The sequence below is a fragment of the Frankia sp. CcI49 genome, assembly GCF_001983215.1.
Lineage (GTDB): Bacteria > Actinomycetota > Actinomycetes > Frankiales > Frankiaceae > Parafrankia > Parafrankia irregularis.
Genome location: NZ_MOWP01000008.1, coordinates 312,493 through 329,543 on the forward strand (window position 1 = coordinate 312,493; position 17,051 = coordinate 329,543).

The 17,051-nt window shown below is 73.2% G+C and carries 13 protein-coding genes; 7 read left to right on the forward strand and 6 right to left on the reverse strand.

Annotated elements, in window-relative coordinates:
* Positions 1-62 precede the first annotated feature (62 nt).
* Positions 63-1,499 (reverse strand): hypothetical protein, encoded by a 1,437-nt coding sequence (locus CcI49_RS08800; RefSeq protein ID WP_054567031.1) that lies wholly within the window; start codon positions 1,497-1,499, stop codon positions 63-65.
* A gap of 526 nt (positions 1,500-2,025) precedes the next feature.
* Between CcI49_RS08800 and CcI49_RS08805 the strand changes: the two genes are divergently transcribed.
* The 3 genes from CcI49_RS08805 to CcI49_RS08815 are packed head-to-tail and all read left to right on the forward strand — an operon-like array spanning position 2,026 to position 4,943.
* Positions 2,026-2,244: a helix-turn-helix domain-containing protein gene (locus CcI49_RS08805; protein WP_006545344.1), complete on the forward strand. Its 219-nt coding sequence runs from the start codon at positions 2,026-2,028 to the stop codon at positions 2,242-2,244.
* 2 nt (positions 2,245-2,246) lie between these two features.
* Positions 2,247-3,023: an enoyl-CoA hydratase/isomerase family protein gene (locus CcI49_RS08810; protein ID WP_076825549.1), complete on the forward strand. Its 777-nt coding sequence runs from the start codon at positions 2,247-2,249 to the stop codon at positions 3,021-3,023.
* A gap of 33 nt (positions 3,024-3,056) precedes the next feature.
* Complete coding sequence (locus CcI49_RS08815) at positions 3,057-4,943, forward strand: ABC transporter ATP-binding protein (protein ID WP_076825551.1); 1,887 nt, start codon at positions 3,057-3,059, stop codon at positions 4,941-4,943.
* 51 nt (positions 4,944-4,994) lie between these two features.
* Here the strand turns inward: CcI49_RS08815 and CcI49_RS08820 are convergent, their stop codons facing one another.
* The gene (locus tag CcI49_RS08820; protein ID WP_054567034.1) at positions 4,995-5,183 is read right to left on the reverse strand and encodes a hypothetical protein; all 189 of its coding nucleotides are present in this window, start codon (positions 5,181-5,183) and stop codon (positions 4,995-4,997) included.
* 287 nt (positions 5,184-5,470) lie between these two features.
* On the opposite strand from CcI49_RS08820, the gene pyk reads away from it, so the two are divergent.
* Positions 5,471-6,886, forward strand: coding sequence for a pyruvate kinase (gene pyk / locus CcI49_RS08825; RefSeq protein WP_076825605.1), 1,416 nt, complete (start codon positions 5,471-5,473; stop codon positions 6,884-6,886).
* A 296-nt stretch (positions 6,887-7,182) separates the two neighbouring features.
* Here pyk and CcI49_RS08830 read toward each other — a convergent pair whose 3' ends face one another.
* Positions 7,183-7,689 carry a pyridoxamine 5'-phosphate oxidase family protein gene (locus tag CcI49_RS08830; RefSeq protein WP_076825554.1) on the reverse strand — a complete coding sequence of 169 codons (507 nt, stop codon included), beginning with the start codon at positions 7,687-7,689 and terminating at the stop codon, positions 7,183-7,185.
* A gap of 2,840 nt (positions 7,690-10,529) precedes the next feature.
* Between CcI49_RS08830 and CcI49_RS08840 the strand changes: the two genes are divergently transcribed.
* The gene (locus tag CcI49_RS08840) at positions 10,530-11,555 is read left to right on the forward strand and encodes a hypothetical protein (RefSeq protein ID WP_076825558.1); all 1,026 of its coding nucleotides are present in this window, start codon (positions 10,530-10,532) and stop codon (positions 11,553-11,555) included.
* Between the two features lie 207 nt (positions 11,556-11,762).
* Positions 11,763-12,545 carry a hypothetical protein gene (locus CcI49_RS08845; protein WP_054567287.1) on the forward strand — a complete coding sequence of 261 codons (783 nt, stop codon included), beginning with the start codon at positions 11,763-11,765 and terminating at the stop codon, positions 12,543-12,545.
* A gap of 396 nt (positions 12,546-12,941) precedes the next feature.
* Here the strand turns inward: CcI49_RS08845 and CcI49_RS08850 are convergent, their stop codons facing one another.
* Both CcI49_RS08850 and CcI49_RS08855 read right to left on the reverse strand, forming a co-directional pair.
* Positions 12,942-13,583: a response regulator transcription factor gene (locus tag CcI49_RS08850; RefSeq protein WP_006539233.1), complete on the reverse strand. Its 642-nt coding sequence runs from the start codon at positions 13,581-13,583 to the stop codon at positions 12,942-12,944.
* 205 nt (positions 13,584-13,788) lie between these two features.
* On the reverse strand, positions 13,789-15,168 hold the full coding sequence (locus CcI49_RS08855) for an aminotransferase class V-fold PLP-dependent enzyme (RefSeq protein ID WP_083473287.1): 1,380 nt from the start codon (positions 15,166-15,168) through the stop codon (positions 13,789-13,791).
* Between the two features lie 233 nt (positions 15,169-15,401).
* On the opposite strand from CcI49_RS08855, the gene CcI49_RS08860 reads away from it, so the two are divergent.
* Positions 15,402-16,427, forward strand: a complete 1,026-nt coding sequence (locus CcI49_RS08860; RefSeq protein ID WP_083749377.1) for a 2-dehydropantoate 2-reductase — start codon at positions 15,402-15,404, stop codon at positions 16,425-16,427.
* A gap of 49 nt (positions 16,428-16,476) precedes the next feature.
* Here CcI49_RS08860 and CcI49_RS08865 read toward each other — a convergent pair.
* Positions 16,477-17,051: FAD-dependent oxidoreductase (locus CcI49_RS08865; protein ID WP_116437365.1), on the reverse strand; the 575-nt coding region annotated here is incomplete at its 5' end.

Consider the following 17,051-nt stretch of genomic DNA (forward strand, 5'->3'; position numbering starts at 1 on the left):
GATGTCCCGGCGTTCAGGTGGCCCGCGGCGCCCGGCACTCGGGTGCTCTGACCCTCGCAGCCTCAGCCGCTGCTGAGGAGCACCCGTAGAGCCACGGCACCGAGGGCGCCGGCGCCGATCAGCAGCAGTGGGAGATCACCGGCTCGCACGGTGTCACCGGGTCCGTCCGGGCGCGGCCGGGGTGCCAGCGCGGCGACCGCAAGCCAGGGCGCCAGCGGCAGCCAGGTGTGCTCCACCCCGCCCCAGGCAAGCCCCGCGCAGAGACCGAACAACGCGGCCGCGCCGGCCCCGACCAGAAATGGCCAGCCCGGGGTGAGCCGGATGCGGCGCAGGGCGCGGACGACCACCGGCCCGCCGGCGAGCAGCACGACGACGGCGTCCAGGGCCAGCCAGGCCAGTGCGGTGCCGATGCCGACGTCCGCCCGGGCCTGGGCCAGGCCGTCCGGCCAGGAGAAGCCCCACGCGAAGTACAGCCAGAAGGGCAGCAGCGCACCAAGGCCCGTGAAGACGTTCATGAGCGGCCGGCGCCGGACGAAGTACGCCGCCGCGACGCCCACGCCGAGCCAGACGGCACCGTAGTCGAACAGGCTGGTGACGCCCAGTAGCAGGCCGGACAGCAGGGCCCACAGCAGCCGCCAGCGCCGGCCCGGCTCGCATCCCACCACGCCGACGGCCAGCGCCGCCGCGGCGGGCAGGACGGTGACCGCGCGCGGTGAGGCCGCCGCCCACAATGCCCACGGTGTCAGAACCAGCACGGGTATCGCCCGGCGGGCCGCCGTCTCGTGGCACAGCGATCGCACCGCGACCGCGATCAGTGGCACGCTCGCCGCGGCCAGCGCCGTGAGGACCAGCCCGAGTGCGAGGCCGCCGCCACCGCCCGGTGCGGCGCCGAGTCCGAGCCGGCCAAGCGCCCAGACCAGCAGCACCGGCCCAGGCGGCTGTCTGGCCACCTGCTCCGCCGCAGGCATGCCGGCCGCCGGCGCCGCGGGCCTGGCGGAGCCGTCCGCGGCCGTGGACGGCGACCCGTCGAGGAGCGGGGTCGTCCAGTGCGCGAGATAGGCGAGTGGATCGTCGTCGACGGCGTCCGCGACAGCGAGGTAGGCCGTCGGCGGGCGAAGGCCGCTGGACAGGTCGGGGCCGGCCGCGGTGGCGAGCGCGGCGCTCCAGAGCAGGGAGCCGACGAAGCCGAGAAGCAGCAGGACGGGCCAGCGAACGCGGGTACTCCGACGGGCGAGGGCCAGGGTGATGACGGCCACCAGCACCGGCAGGAGCACGGACGGCCCCAGCCGGGGGGTTCGCCAGACCAGCGGGAACGACGTCGCCTCGAGCAGGTCGGCCCGGCGCAGGAGGGCGGCCAGCAGCAGGCCGGCGGCCGCGGTGGCGCACCAGAACCCGAGGTCGACGGCCTGGGCCCGGATCACCGGTCGAGCCAGGGAGCTGCGCCGCCCGAGGTGACCGCCACCGGATCGTTGCGGCACGTCGAGGTCGGTCATGCTCATGAGGTCCCGCTTCTCGGGCTCGGGCCTGGGCCCGCACCCCGGTCACCCTCCGCGTCACCCTCCGCGCCTGCGCCTGGGCGTTGCGCGCGGTTTCCGGCGGGTGAGCCGGAGATCGGGGGCTCCGGTGGGGATGCCGTCCGCGCCGGCCGGCCGTTGACCATGCATGCACGGTAACCAGTCTTTGCGGGCCGTGGATCCGCGCGGGCGAGCCAATGCGGATGTACTGTCGGTAACGATGTTGGGCACGTCGCTCGGCAGCCTGGGTCGGGTAGGGCTCCGGGATCCCGGGCCTGGTCCAGTCCAGGCAACGGATTAGGTAATGGATCCGGTTGTCGAGCGTCGGTTTGCAGGTCAGGGGGCCTCGCTGTCGGGTGAGGGCATGGTCCGCGTCCTGGCACGGACTGGTGCGAGCCTGACCTGGCGACTGCCCAACCGCGTGTGATGGATCACACGGGCTTCGAGTGGCGCGGACACCGAAGCTGGGTGAAGATCGGTTCGCAGATCATCGAACACGGAGGGGGCCACATTGGCCGAGCTTAGGAAAGGAACCCGGATCACCGGGGCGGAGCGAGACAAGCTCGCTGCCGAACTTCGGAAGAAGTACGAGTCCGGACAGAGCATTCGTCTGCTCGCGGAGTCGTCGGGTCGTTCGTACGGGTTTGTCCACCGCATCCTGTCTGAATCCGGCACGACGCTGCGCGGACGTGGTGGCGCGACTCGGGGTACCAAGAAGAAAAGCTCCTGACCATGAGCGTGCCTGTCGCCGCCGTGTCTGCTGCGGCGGCGACCAGGCTGGTCACGGTCACGTCCGGGCCCTGTGTCTCGCTTACGGTCAGTAGCGAGACGCCGGGCGGCGCGGGGGTGAACGCCTCCGTTCCGGGCGTGGCCGCGGCAATGGACGACGCTCTGCGCGATCTGCGGGGCGACATCCGTGTTGTGGTCGTTCGCGGGCTTGCGCGACTCCCACAGCTGCCCGCACCGCAGACCGGTTCCAGTCCCGCCGCGGGCTCCGGTTCCGGCTTCGACCGCTCGTTCGACCGGTGGTCACGGGTGGTGCGCCGGCTTTCGGAGCGCCCGGACCGGGTCAGCGTGGCCGTCCTCGCAGGCCAGGTCTCAGGCGTGGGCCTCGCCCTCGCGCTGGCCTGCGACCTGCGGGTGATGGCGCAGGACTCGGCACTGCGGCTTACCGATTCCGGTCACGGCCGCGTCCCCGCCCTGGGCGTGGCTCGAGCCCTGCAGGGCTCGATCGGCTACTCCCGCGCACTGCACCTCTGCCTGACCGGGCAGCCTGTGCCAGCGCACGAGGCCGCGGGTCTCGGTCTCGCGGCCGTTGTCGTGCCCGGCGATCGGCTCGATGCCGAGGTCGACCGGCTGGTCGACCGCGTACTCGCGGTGCCGCGCGACGCCGCGACGGAACTGAAGGCGCTGCTGGCCGGCGCCCGCCACGACGCCGACGCCGAGGCCGAGGCCGACACGGCGGCCCTTGCGCGCCTGCTCGCCGCGGAAGCGGGGAATGCCGGCTAGCCGGATGCGCGTTCGGGTTTCGTCGGAGGTCTGATGAGAACAGCGGCCGGCGACAACTGGTCCGTCCTGCGGTCCTACCAGCGTGATCGCTCCGTTGCCCGGGCCCGGCTGCGGCCCGGGACCATACGGCGTATCGGCGGGTTCGCCCGACCACATCGGCGGCAGCTCGCGGGGTTCGGCGTCCTGATCATGATCGGCGCAGCGACCGGAGCCGTCACTCCGCTGCTGCTCAAGGCGATCATCGATGACGGTGTCGTACCCGGCCGGGCGGGGGTCGTTCAGACGCTCGCCGCCGTCGTCGCCGCCCTTGCGGTCGTCGAGGCGCTGCTCGCGCTGGCCCAGCGCTGGTTCAGCGCGCGTATCGGCGAGGGCCTGATCTACGAGCTGCGCTCCGCGGTCTTCGAGCACGTGCAGCGCCAGCCGCTCGCGTTCTTCACCCGTACCCAGACGGGGGCGCTGATCACCAGGCTCAACAACGACGTTCTCGGGGCCCAGGCGGCCTTCACGAACACACTCTCCGCCGTGCTCTCCAACGCCGCGTCGTTGGTCTTCGTGCTGGCGGCGATGCTCAGCCTGTCCTGGCAGATCACGGTGGTCGCGCTCGTGTTGCTGCCGGTGTTCGTCGTTCCGGCGCGGATGCTCGCGCCCCGGCTGGCCGCGCTGACCCGGGAGAGCTACGGGCTGAACGCGGACATGAACACGATGATGACGGAGCACTTCAACGTCGGTGGCGCCCTGCTGACGAAGCTGCACGGCGATCCCGCCCGGGAGGCCGCGACCTTCCGGCGGCGCGCGAGCCGGGTCCGTGACATCGGCGTCACCAAGGCCATGTACGGGCGGATCTTCTTCGTCTGCCTCACGCTGGTGGCCTCGCTCGCGACGGCGATCGTCTATGGCGTGGGCGGGACCCTCGCGGCGCGGGGAGGCCTGCAGGTCGGCACGATCGTCGCGCTGACCGCCTACCTGGCGCGCCTGTACGGCCCGCTGACCCAGCTCTCCAACGTGCATGTGGACGTGATGACGGCGCTGGTGTCCTTCGAGCGGGTCTTCGAGGTCCTCGACCTGCCCCCGGCCATCCAGGACGCGGAGAACGCCGTCGACCTGCCCGCGGGGCCGCTGTCCGTCGAGTTCGACCAGGTCGGCTTCCGGTATCCGGCTCCGGGAGAGGTGTCGCTTGCCTCGCTGGCCGCGACCACGGCGCTCGACGACGAGGTTCCCGAACCGGTGCTGCACGGCATCACGTTTCGGGTCGCCCCCGGTGAGCTGGTCGCGCTCGTCGGCCCGTCAGGCGCGGGCAAGACGACTGTCAGCCATCTCGTCGGACGGATCTACGACGCCACCGAGGGCACCGTCCGAGTGGGGGGTGTCGACGTCCGCGATGCCACCGGGCGATCGCTGCGGGCCAGGATCGGCATCGTCACCCAGGACGCGCATCTGTTCCACGACTCCATCCGGGCGAACCTGCTGTTCGCGCGGCCGGAAGCCAGCGAGGAGCAGATGTGGGACGCCCTGGACGCGGCCCACATCGGCGAGTCGGTCCGGGCTCTGCCGGCTGGACTGGAGACGGTCGTCGGCGATCGTGGTTACCGGCTGTCGGGCGGTGAGAAACAGCGGCTCGCCATCGCGCGCCTGCTGCTCGCCGGCCCTTCGGTCGTCGTGCTCGACGAGGCCACCGCACACCTCGACAGCGAGTCGGAGGCGGCCGTCCAGCGTGCGTTGAGCGCGGCGCTGGTCGGACGGACCTCCCTGGTCATCGCCCACCGCCTCTCGACCGTCCGCGCGGCCGACCGAATCCTGGTGGTCGACCGCGGGCGGATCATCGAGAGTGGCACCCACGACGAACTGATCGCGGTTGGCGGTCTCTACGCCGAGCTCCACCACACGCAGTTCGCCGCGGGCCCGGCACCGGTCTCAGGCTGAACGGTCTCAGGCTGAACGGGCTCGGACTGAGCGGTCTCAGGCTGAGCGGTCTCAGGCTGCCGCCGGAACGGTGAGCACGTCACCGCCGCCGTCGATGGTGGCCGTGCCGCTCACAGCCGCGGACGTGGTGCTCAGCGGCCCGGACCCGAGGGGGGTGGCCACGTGCTCCGGGCCGTCGTGCGGGACGGCGATGTCGATGTCACCGGAGGCGCGTCGGTGAATTGCGGGATTGTTGGTCATAACCGGGCTCCAGGTTGGTTCGTCAGCGGCTACCCACCGCTGGGGCTGGACGTCCGGGATCGTTCGGCGCCGTTGCCAGCTTTCCCGTAACTGTCTGTCGCGTGCTCTTGCGGGCGGACCATGCGAAGGTACGCCTGTTGTGCCGTTGCGTGCACCAGGTATCAGGACGCACGGCGGGGAAACGGTCACAGAACCTCTTGGGACCATTGGGCGCCCAAGCGGCGGATCGAGGTGTGTCACCAGCCCCCAGTGGTCAATGACGCCTCATCGTTACTTAGGCTTTGACCGTGCCACGAAGAGCCAAGATAGTTTGCACCCTCGGCCCGGCCACCAACTCGCCTGAGATGGTCCGGGCCCTCGTAGACGCCGGAATGGACATTGCCCGGCTCAACTTCTCGCATGGGACGCACGAGCAACACGCTGCCAGCTACAAGCTGGTTCGGGACGCCGCCGAGGCCGCCGGCCGCAATGTGGGCATCCTGGCGGACCTGCAGGGGCCCAAGATCCGCCTCGGCAAGTTCGCCGACGGTGGAGTGACCCTGCTGCCCGGTCAGCACTTCACCGTCACGATCCGCGACGTCCTGGGAGACCAGGAGCAGGTCGGCACGACCTACACCGGCCTGCCCCGGGACGTCGCCGCCGGCGACACGATCCTCGTCGACGACGGCCGGCTCAACCTGCGCATCGACGGTGTCGAGGACACCGACGTCCGGACCACCGTCGTGATCGGCGGCAAGGTCAGCGACCACAAGGGGATGAACATCCCGAGTGCCGCGCTGACCGTCCCGGCGCTGTCCGAGAAGGATGGCTCCGACCTGCGGTTCGCCCTCGAGCTCGGCGTCGACATGATCGCGTTGTCGTTCGTCCGGTCCGCCGAGGACTACCAGGCGGTCCGGACGATCATGGACGAGGTCGGCCTGCGGGTCCCCGTCCTGGCGAAGATCGAGAAGCCGCAGGCGGTCGATGAGCTGGAAGGCATCATCGAGGCCTTCGACGGCCTCATGATCGCCCGCGGTGACCTGGGCGTCGAGCTGCCACTCGAGGACGTCCCGCTGGTCCAGAAGCGTGCCGTCAGCCAGGCACGCGAGCGGGCGAAGCCGGTCATCGTCGCCACCCAGGTACTCGAATCCATGGTCAGCGCCCCGCGCCCGACCCGGGCGGAGGCGAGTGACTGCGCCAACGCCGTGCTCGACGGTGCGGACGCGATCATGCTTTCGGCCGAGACGAGCGTCGGTTCGTATCCGGTCGAGGCCGCCGCCACCATGGGGCGGATCATCGAGGTCGCCGAGGCGGACCTGGCCCGGATCCCACCGCTGCGCACGCAGCCGCGGACACTGGGCGGTGCCATCGCCCAGGCGGCGGTCAGCGTCGGGGAGGCGGTGGGCGCCCGTTACCTGGTCGCCCACACCCTCAGCGGCGACACCGCTCGCCGGCTGATCCGTTACCGCAGCTCGGTCCCCGTGCTGGCCTTCTCGCCGCTGCCCGCGGTGCGCAACCAGATGTCGCTGCTGTGGGGCGTCGAGACGATCATCGTGCCCTTCGCCGACAGCACGGACGAGATGGTCCGGCAGGTGGACACGGCGCTGCGCAAGAACGGCTATCTCCAGCCCGGTGAGCTGGTCGTGGTCGTCGCGGGCACCCCGCCCGGCGTCGCCGGTATGACCAACACGATGCGGGTGCACCGGATCGGTGAGGCGGTCTGACCGTCCGGCGGTGGTCCGGCCCGGGGCCGCGCCGGACCACCGCCACGGCCACCCGTACGACCGGTGCCGCCACGGCTGTCGCCACCACGATCGTGGTGGCGACAGCCGTGGCGGTGCTGACAGCGGCTGAGCCTGGGCCCGCCTCGCACCGCCCGGCGAAGCGGGACGAGCGGCTGGCGATCTGCAGCTTCGGCGGCGCGCACGACGAGAACTGTCCAGTGAGTAGGACCTGCCAGGTAGCCGCGGTCTGATGTGGACCGGGTCGGGGAAGGTCGGTGCCCGGGGCTGCGCGCGGGTCAGATCGTGGTGGCGAGCTCGATGACGCGCCGCGGGTCGTCCGGATGGTGGACCTCGTCGAACAGGATCCAGCGGTGAATCTGGATCTCGTACAGCCGGTGGGCGTTGGCGTCGGCCCTCATCAGCTCGCGGTTGGCCAGTTCACTGCCTGCCGGCCAGCGCCCGTGGTAGATCGGGAGCAGCGCGGGCGCGGATTCGTCCGGCACCTGCCGCGCCGTTCCCGCGAAGCTCACCCCCTGGACCTCCTGGCCCAGCCCGTCGAGCTCGATGGTGAGCACGGCGCCGGCCACCCGCCGGTCGGCCCGGATGTTCCGGCAGTGCGCGCGATCGGGACGGGAGATGAACAGGAGCCGGTCCGGATCGAACGAACTCGCGTACCAGAGGTTGCACACAACCGGCTCGCCGCTCTCCGCCAGCGTCGCGATCTGCATCACCTTTCCGTCGCGGACGTAGTTCCGGGTCAGGGTCAGGTCGGCGGAGACGGTGTCGGAGGTTGACGTTGACACAGGAATCCTCCCAATCGTCGGGTGTGGGCCCTGCAACGTGAACAGTGCCCCCGTCGGACTTCGGAAGTTTCGCCGACGGGGTAACCGGCTGGCCGCCGGATTCTGAAATTAGTCAGATCTTTGTTCTGCGGATGGCGAGGCGATATCGGCCTACAATAAAGGGCAACGTGTCGTTCGTCACATGGTTGCCTGGTCTGTGTGTTCACTCCTCGCTTCTCGATGAGGCGGCACTCGCGGATCGAAGGCGGGAATTGGCGCGGGACCTCCGGGAGTGGCGGATGTCCGGCGGTACGGGCCGAACGTCCGTCACGTATCCGGAGCGCGCTGTGCGGGTATGGTAACCGCCGGCCTGATGGTAGTGCTCTGTGTAATTGGTCCTGTACTTCAGGCCGTTAGGGCTTGGTGGTACTCGATCGCCGACCGGGCCGTCCGGTCCCGCCGGCCCTGCCCCTCGTGCCGGTCACCCGAAGTCCCCGGAGGGCGCCCCGAGCTTCAGGCGGGCGGCGGAGGATCTCGGGCTCGTCCGCCGTTTCGCTGTGTCCGTTGATCGTGACCCTGAGTCGGCCTGTTGGTCTACCGTGGCTGTCGGGCCGGGGCGGCGGGTTGGGGCTCCGCGGTGGGTGTCCGGGTAATTGGACGGTTTTGTCCGGCCCGCCTGCGGACGGGCCGGACAGGCCGGATACCGTCGCCCGGGTTCTCCGGTTACCCGCGAGGACAGCCGGATGGAAGCGCCGCGCGTCAGGAGTGAGTGCATGGCCGACCAGGGTGACCGAGCGAAGCAGCCCCTGCCCGGCCCCGAGACGGGTGACCACGACGGTTCCGGCCGTCCCAGCCCGGCCGCTTCGCCTGAACCCGCGGCCACCGGCGGGCCCACGTCAACCGGCGGGCCCACGCCCTCCGGTGGGAGCACACGAACGAACAGAGCCACGCCAGAAGGTGAGGCCGCCAGAACCGGAGGCGGTGAGCGCGGGGCGGCCCAGGGCGGTGCCACGGAACGCAAGACGTCCGGATCTGGGCCGCCGACGGGGAGATCCGCCACACCAGGTGCCCCCGCGGCCGCGGGCGCCGCAGGTGGCTCCGCTGCTTCAGGTGGCTCCAGAGCGCCAGGTTCCTCGGGAGCACCGGCCGGCTCGGGAGCGCCGGGTTCCTCGGGAGCATCGGGCGGCAGCCGGGTCGGTCCGGGAGCCACCGCCGCGGCCGGTCGCCCGGTGGCGCCCACCAGGCCCGGTGTGCTTCCGCCGCCTCGCGGGCAGACGCGGGGCGGTACCCCGCCGCGCCCCGCCGGCCCCGCCGCGCCGCCTGGAACTCGCGCCGCGCCCGGAAGTGGCACCCCTGCGGCCTCCACGGCCCCTGCGGGCGGAGATGGCCTGGCCGGGCCGACGCGTCCCGCCGCTCCCGGTCCGTCCGCGCCGGCTGGCCGCGTGCCGCCACGTTCTCCTCAGCAGGTGCCGCCTCCTCAGCCGGCGCCCCCCGGCCAGGCCGGGGTGCCGCCTCGTTCGGCGGATCCGTCCAGGCCGGCTGGGCGTGCGCAGGGGGGCAAGCCTCCGGCCGCCCCCGCTGCGCCGGCTCGTCCCGCCGCACCGGCCGCACCGGCCGCACCCGCTCGTCCCGCCGCACCGGCCGCCCCCGCTGCACCCGCTCAGCCGGCCGCGCCGGCTCGTCCTGCCGCGCCCGAGGGCGTGGGGAAGCAGGGGGCATCGCCATCGGGCGCTTCGGCCGCGCCCACCCGAGCCGCGGGCGCGAACAAACCGCCGGCGTCGGCGACGCCACCCGACCGGCGGACCGCCGCACCGGCCTCACCTGGCGCGGGTGGCGGATCCGGGGCCTCGGGCGCGCGTCCTGCCGGTTCCAAGGGCGAATCCGGGAAGCCGGCCGGGGCCGATCGACCGCCGGCGACATCGGTCGGCAGGGGGGCCGCCGCGCAGTCCCCGGTGAACAGGCCGTCGGAGACGCCCGGCGCGGCCGACCGCGCCTCGTGGCCCTCGCCGCTGCGGCCGACGCAGCGGGCCGCCGACGGAGGTCGGAGCGACTCGCTGCGCCCCGGGGCGGGCACAGGCTCCGCGGCCGCCCCTGAGCCGCCCGCCCGATCCGGGCAGAGCATGCGGGACCCGGTGCGCCCGCCGCAGACCACACAGACTCCGCCGGCAGGCGGGCGCACTCCCGGTGTGCCCGCGGCGCCCGCAGCGCCGACACCGGACCGGCCACCGGCGCGGTCCGCGGGCCCAGGGCAGGGGGCGCGGCCTGCGCCAGGCGCGTCCTCGGCTGCTGGCCCGCAGGCGGGATCCGCCCCGCAGGAGCCGGTCAGGCGCCCAGAGGGTGAGCGCGGCGACAGTTCGCGGCAGTCCCTGTTCGCCCCCAGACCCCCGGCCGCCACCACCCCTGCGGCGCCCACCACGCCGTCCAGGGGCGCCCGGCCCGAACCACCGGGCCACGCCGACGCGTCACCCGGCAACCGTGCCTCCACCCCGGGTGGCGCAGCCGGTGCCAAGCCGGCGCCGGGTGCGCCGGCAGCGCCGCCGCGCGCGCCCTCGGGGCCGGCGCCGTCCGCGGGCGCACGCCCGCCTTCAGCGGCGCCCACCTCGTCCACCGGAACCGGCGCGCCACCGGTGCGGCCCGGACGGAGCGATGACCAGGCCGCGCGCCGCTCCTCCCCGGACGCGCGCCCGACGTGGTTCGAGCGCACCGGTACGGGCACGCCCGGCGCGACAGCGGGTGCGGGTGCGGGTGCGGCACATAATCGGCCGCCAGCGGCGTCGGGTGGCGGCAGGACGGCGCCCGCGGCGGAACCCGGGCCGGCGCCGCTGCCCGGGGCCAGTGCGGTCGACCCTCCGACGATGCGGGTGGACCTGCGTCGCGTCAGTGCCCGCCGCCCGGAAGCCACGCCCGCCGCTGTCGAGCCGGGTGCGGTCCCGGTACCCGAACAGCCCGGCATCGGCGCCAGCAGGGGTGGCGCCGGCAACGGGGGCGGGAGCGGCGCCGGCGAGACGGGTGCGGACGCGCCGCCCACGACCGGCGTTCCACGTGCCGTCGTCAGCCGGGACGCTGTCGCCCATTCGTGGCATCACACCGAGGCGACCGCGGCCGATCCCGTCCCGTCACGGCCCGTGGAGCAGCCGCGGCCCGTGGAGCAGCCGCGGACCGGGGAGCAGCCGCGGCCCGTGGAGCAGCCGCGGACCGGGGAGCAACTGCGGCCCGTGGAGCAGCCGCGGACCGGGGAGCAACTGCGGCCCGTGGAGCACCCGCGGCCGGCGGATCGGCCGGCGGTTCGGACGCGACCCGAGCCGACCACGAAGACCCCCGACGACTTCGATGGTCCATCCGAGTCCGCCGAGGTGGAGCCGCGCTCCGAGCAGACCCGTCCGGGTCCGGCCCACGCCAGGACCTCGCCACCACMGTCCCGGCGGCGAGAAGGGGGCCTGCTGCTGTTCGCCGGTGGCGCGTCCGCCGTGGCGGCGTTTCTGCCGTGGAGCACCCTGACGGGCGGTGACGAGACGCGGACCTTCGACGGTGTGACGGCCGGTGACGGCCGGCTGTCCCTCGTCGCGGGGCTTGTGCTCATCGCCGTCGGTGTCAGCTGGCTGCGCGGCGCTGCGCGTCCGGGGACGGGACGTCCGGGGGTGGGATGGCTGGGCGACGGGAGTTCGGCCGGAACCGCGATGGCCCGGTTGGCGGCCCTGCTGATCGTCGCTGTGTCCGGTTTCGACCTGGCGTTCGGCCCGCCGCCGTTGGCGTCCTTCCGGGCGATTTCGGCGGATGTGTTCGAGCTCCGCCCGGAACTGGGCGTGGGTGTCACGCTGGTTGCCGGTCTTGTCGCACTGTTCGCGTCGACCCGCCGCGGTCGAGGCGGGCGCGCGAAGCGTCGCTGACCACTCTTCCAACGCGCCGGGGACTGGTCGCGCCGCGTGGTACCACCATCGCGGATGGTGGAGCCGCTCGGCCGGTCGCGTCGGCCGGTCGCGGCCGATCCAGGTCGCGCCCGGGCGCTCACCGCGCCGCGGGGTGATTCGGGGTCGGGACCGGTTGAGACGGCCGCCTGGCGGGCACGCCGGTTCCGCGTCGATGGGGGAGGAACGGTGGGTGAGCAGCAGCAGGCGAGTCCCTGGGCCCGCCCGGCCGGGGCACAGCGGGCGGTCCCGATGGAGGCGGCTCAGGTGGGGGAGGCGACGGAGAGCGACGGTCGCCTGGCCGCCTGGCGGGCGGCGGCGGCCGCCACGGCCGATCCCCGGTGGGCGAAGCAACCTTGTGGCCCTGGGCTCTCGCTCCCTGAGTGGGAGTGGCAGTCGGCGGGCGATGACCACCGCCCCGGCGCTGCGTACGTTTCCGAAGGAGAGCGTGGAGCACCGGTCCGCGGAGCACCGGTCGGGGACGAGGCCGATCCGGCGTCGGCCCGGTCCGCTCACCGGGCGAGACACACCTTCGCGGCGCTGTGCCCGCCGCTGGTCGTTGTCGCCGGTGGTGCGGCGGTCATCGGCTCGACGATGACCTGGGCGACGGTGCACGCGTTCGGCCTGATGGAGTTCGCCGTCCGGGGGACGGATCCGGACCAGCATGGCCACCTCACGATTCTGCTGGGCATCCTCGCGATGGCGGCGGGCCTGTTGCTGGCCGGGCGGCGGGTCGACTGGGGGCGGATGCTGGCCGCGGTCGCGGGTCTGATGCTGGCGGTCACCGCCGTCGTCGACGTGGCCCGGCTGCGCGCGGGCGGGGTGCTCGTCGGCTCGGGGATCGACGCCACCGTCGATCTGGGCCCGGGTCTGTTCGTGGTCGGTGCCAGCGGGGTGGTGCTGGTCCTCGTGGGGGTGTTGGTGCGTTACACGACGCTGGTACGCGGGGCCGACCCGCCGACGGACAGCTGACCGACCGCGTACGCGCAGGAGAACCAGGGCCGCGCACCCGGGGTTGCCCCCACCCGCATGACCCCCGAACAGGGGTCCGGTGAGGGCCGGATTTGGGTCATGACGGCGTGGGGCCGATCGGGAAGACTTCGTAACAAGGCACACGGGTGACGGGGGAATCGGAGTTTCGGGCCTGGGGGGGATCCGGGCTCTGGTCACACTCGTGGGCCTCGGGCGCGCACTCTGTCGGGCAGAGAGGGGCGCGAGGCATGCGCCGGATGCGGGGATCCGGCGTGCGCCAGGTGGTGGGCACCGGCCGCCCGAGCCGGTGCCCAGCACACATCCACCTGCACGTTCACATACCTGTACGTTCACATGCCGAGCCAGCGAGGTCGGCTGAGGCTGGGGGCTGGCTGGTCAGGTTCCGTCGAGGTGACCGTCCTCTACCGCGAGGCGATAGAGATCGACCTTCGTGTCGGCGTGGCGTCCGGCCCGGCGATACTTCATCCGTACCCGGTCGATGTACTGTTTGGCGGTCTCCGGAGAGACGTCCATCTTGCGGGCGACGGTCTTGAGTGGCATCCCGGTGGCGTAGAGCCGGAGGGCCTCCAGCTCCTGCGGCGAGAGCTGCGGCCGATCGGGTGCCTTGTCGGTGAGCAGCATGAAGGCCAGCTGGGGCGAGACCCAGCCGTTGCCCTCGCTGGCCGCGCGGATCGCCGTGCCCAGTTCCTCGACGTCATCGGTCTTCGTCACGAAGCCGCACGCGCCGGCGCGCATGGCGGCGCGGACGCCGTCCGGATCGGCCAGCGCGCTGAAGACGATCACAGCGGTGCCAGCCTGGATGAGGCGCCGGATGTTGTCAGGTGCCTGCGACCCGTCGCCCAGATCGAGGTCGAGCAGGACGACGGCGGCGTCGCGGCCAGGGCCCGCCAGCAGCGCGCGGATCGACGTCGCCGTGGCCACCAGCTCCAGGCCCTCGACGCCCGCGAGGACGTCGGCGAGGCCCCGCAGCACGATGGGGTGATCGTCGACCGCTGCGACGGGGACGATCGTGCTCACCGCGCCGCCGCTTCCTGCTTCGCCGCTCTGTCGATCACGATCCCTCCATGGTTCTACCCGATCGCGGCATTAGGCATGACGTGTCCGCCCCCCACAGAGGTCCGCCACCGGACACCATGTCCGTAGGGGAGTCATTTCAGCAGATCTCCGCTGGATGCCACCAACAGGTTCCTGGGTGCCATCGCTGCCGAGACGGTTTGAAATGCTACGGGGAGATTTGTCGCACGGAGGTTGTCTCCGGGGTGGCTTCCTGGTCGTCGTCCGGGCGGCCCCACCGGTCGAGCGCCTCGGCGAGCTGATCGATCTCGGCGGGGATGGTGTCGACGTGGGCACTGATCCGCAGCACGGGCCCGGTCAGCTCCGGCGCCCGGCCGACCGGGATCGGGCTGGTCAGTATCCGTGCCCGGCGGTACAGAGCCTGCGAGGTGGCGAGTGGGTCCGCGTGCGGCGGCGGCCGCAGCGTGACGATCCCGCTGGGGGAGTCGGCCTCCTCCCCGAGCCGCCAGCCGGCGACCCCGTCCAGCGCCCGGCGTGCGTGCCGGGCGAGTGCGGCGATCCGGGTGCGCATCGCCGAGAGGTCCTCGGCGAACAGCTCCGAGAGCGCGGTGGCCAGCCCGACCCGGCTCGCCACCGAGGCTTCCCCCACCGAGAGCCTCGCCATGCCCGCCAACGGACGCCCGGCTGCCCCGGCTGACTCGGGACGCCCGCCGGGATCCCACATGCCCACCGGATGCGCGGAGTACAGGCTGGGGGCTCCGACGCCCAGCCGCTCGACGACCTCGGGTCGCACCGCGACGAAGCCCGCGCCACGCGGGCCGCACAGCCATTTGCGCGAGGTGCCGGTCCAGGCTGACGCCGCGATCCCGGTGACGTCGACCTGGCCGAGTGACTGCGCGACGTCGAGAACCAGATCGACTCCGGCCGCCTCGCAGCGGGCTGCCACCTCCACCGCGGGCTGGACCACCCCACGCTGGCTGGGAACCTGCGGGAACGTCACCAGGTCAAGATCCTCGAGGCCGGTACCGCCGCGCCCGCCGGCACCGCCGCCCGGCGGGCGCAGCCCCGCGCGGTCGAGCCGGCCGAGGTCGATCCGCCCCAGCTCGTCGACCGGCAGCTCGAGCAGCTCCAGCCCGTCCCGAGCCGCCCGGGATGCGAGCAGCAACAGGTTCGCGCCGTAGTCACCGGGCACGACCCCGATCCGTGATCCGGGCGGCAGCGGCCACGCGGCGAGCAGTGCCCCGAAACCCGTCGTGGCCGAATACTGGAAGGCCACATCGTCGGCAGTGAGCCCGGGCCCCAACAGCGCGGCGAGCCGGCCGCGTGCCTCCGCCAGGGCCTCGGCGGCCTCCATCTCGGCGACATACGCGCCGACCAGGCCCTCCCGGTGCAGATGGTCCACCTGGGCGGTGATCGTGGCGATGCTCGGCCGGCTGGCCGCCGCCGCATCCAGGTGGAGAACGCCATCCTGCGCCCGGGCGGCGCGCCATCGCCGGCCGAGCTCTGCCTGCGGCACCAGCGGCGTCGCGCTGTCCGGCCGGCCGGTCGGGGCTGCCACGACGTCCGGTTCGGGTGGCGTCTGATCCACCCCGTCAGTCTCGCAGCCGTCCGTGTGGCCGCAAAGCCCTGTCGTCGGAGTTGTCCATGGCGGCAGGTGGGCGCGCCGCCCAGGTCGCCCGGGGCGACGGCGCGGGCGGATCGGAGCCCGGAGCTTCGTTATTCTGCGCGGATGTCTGTCTGTGTCCGGCCCGGATCGCCGTACCGCCTCGGGGCGGAGACCACCACGCCGCCGGCGGGGCTCCTCGGGCGGGGGCGGGCGGTATGACAGCGACGGCGCCAGGGCGGGACGCCGCCGTGTTCCAGGGGCGGGTGGTACCGGGCGACCGGCCGGGGAACGGGCCGGAGCGCCTGCTGGATGAGCGTCTGAAAGCGGAGCGCCCGCGGCCGGCGCGGGTGGCGGTCGTCGGGGCCGGTGCGGTCGGCACCTACCTCGCCGCACGCGCCAGCGAGGCCGGCGCCCAGGTGGTCCTCTGCGCCCGCCGCGGTGGCTTCGAGCGGGTCCAGGTCGTCAGCGCGCCGGACGGCCCGGCCACCGAGCGGCCGATGCGGGTGATCACGGATCCCGCCGAGCTGGGCCAGACGGTGGACTGGGTGGTGGTCGCCACCAAGGCGCACCAGACCCCCGCCGCCCTGGGCTGGCTGCACGCGGCCCTGGAGCTTCGTCGCGACGTCGGCGTGGTCGTCGCGCAGAACGGTGTGCGCCAGGCCGATCAGGTCAGCCCGCCGGTGCCCCACGACAGCGTGTTGCCCGCCGTGGTCTACATCAACGCGGAGCTGGCCGGGCCGGGCGTCGTGCGGCATCTGGCATACGGCGTGCTCCAGGTGCCCGACTGCGCGCTCGGTGAGCGGTTCGCCCGGGTCCTGCCGGTGGGTGACGTCCGCCTCGTCGACGACGTCGTCACCGCCGCCTGGTCGAAGCTGCTCAGCAACAGCGCGGCCAACTCCCTGACCGCCCTGACCAGCCGTGGCCTGGAGGTGATGCGGCGTCCCGACGTCGGCGCGCTCGCGCTGGCGGTGATGCGGGAGACCGCCGCGGTGGGCCGGTCGGACGGCGCACGGCTGCCCGCGGACGCCCCCGAACGCACCCTGGACCGGATCTGCAACCAGCCGGCGGGCGCGGGGACCTCGATGCTTCGTGACCGGCTGGCGGGGCGCCCGCTGGAGCATGAGGCGCTGATCGGCGCCGTCGTCCGCATCGGTGCGCAGGTCGGGGTGGCGACCCCGACCTGCTCCGCGCTGCTGCCCCTGCTCGCCGCCATCAACGTGGCCGCCGGCCCCGAGGAGTGACGGCAGGAACATCGACGCCCGAAGGGCTGACGTCAGGCAGGGAGAAGCATCAGGAGGCGCGCTCGGGGACGGCGTCGGCGACGATGTGCTCGGCGATGGCCAGCGACGCGGTGGCGCCCGGTGACGGCGCGTTGCGCACGTGGACGACGCGCCCGCGCACCGCGAGCACGAAGTCGTCGACGAGGCTGCCGTCCCGCGCGACCGCCTGGGCGCGGACGCCGGCCGGCCCGCGCACCACGTCGGCGGACCGCAGCTCGGGCACATACCGCCGTGCTTCGGCGACGAACGCCCGCTTGCTCGCGGTGCGCAGCATCTCCTTGGCGCCGGTGCGCCAGTGCGTCCGCGCCATCTTCTGGAAGCCCGGCCACGCCAGGGTCTGGCGCAGGTCGCCCCGGTCGAAGGTGCCCAGGGTGTAGCCCTCCCGGGCGGTGGCGAGGACGGCGTTCGGGCCGACCAGGATCTCCCCGTCCACCCGCTTGGTCAGGTGGATGCCCAGGAACGGGTAGCGCGGATCGGGCACCGGGTAGATCAGGCCACGCACCAGACCACGGCGCTCGGGCCGCAGCAGCCAGTAGTCACCCCGGAAGGGAATGATCCGCGGCGAGCTGTCCTCGCCGGTGAGCG

What these genes read in the sequence shown, in the direction of transcription:
- CcI49_RS08800 (WP_054567031.1), bottom strand. Translation starts at nt 1,499, where the DNA reads ATGAGCATGACCGACCTCGACGTGCCGCAACGATCCGGTGGCGGTCAC.
- CcI49_RS08810 (WP_076825549.1), top strand. Translation starts at nt 2,247, where the DNA reads ATGAGCGTGCCTGTCGCCGCCGTGTCTGCTGCGGCGGCGACCAGGCTG.
- CcI49_RS08815 (WP_076825551.1), top strand. Translation starts at nt 3,057, where the DNA reads ATGAGAACAGCGGCCGGCGACAACTGGTCCGTCCTGCGGTCCTACCAG.
- CcI49_RS08820 (WP_054567034.1), bottom strand. Translation starts at nt 5,183, where the DNA reads ATGACCAACAATCCCGCAATTCACCGACGCGCCTCCGGTGACATCGAC.
- CcI49_RS08860 (WP_083749377.1), top strand. Translation starts at nt 15,402, where the DNA reads ATGACAGCGACGGCGCCAGGGCGGGACGCCGCCGTGTTCCAGGGGCGG.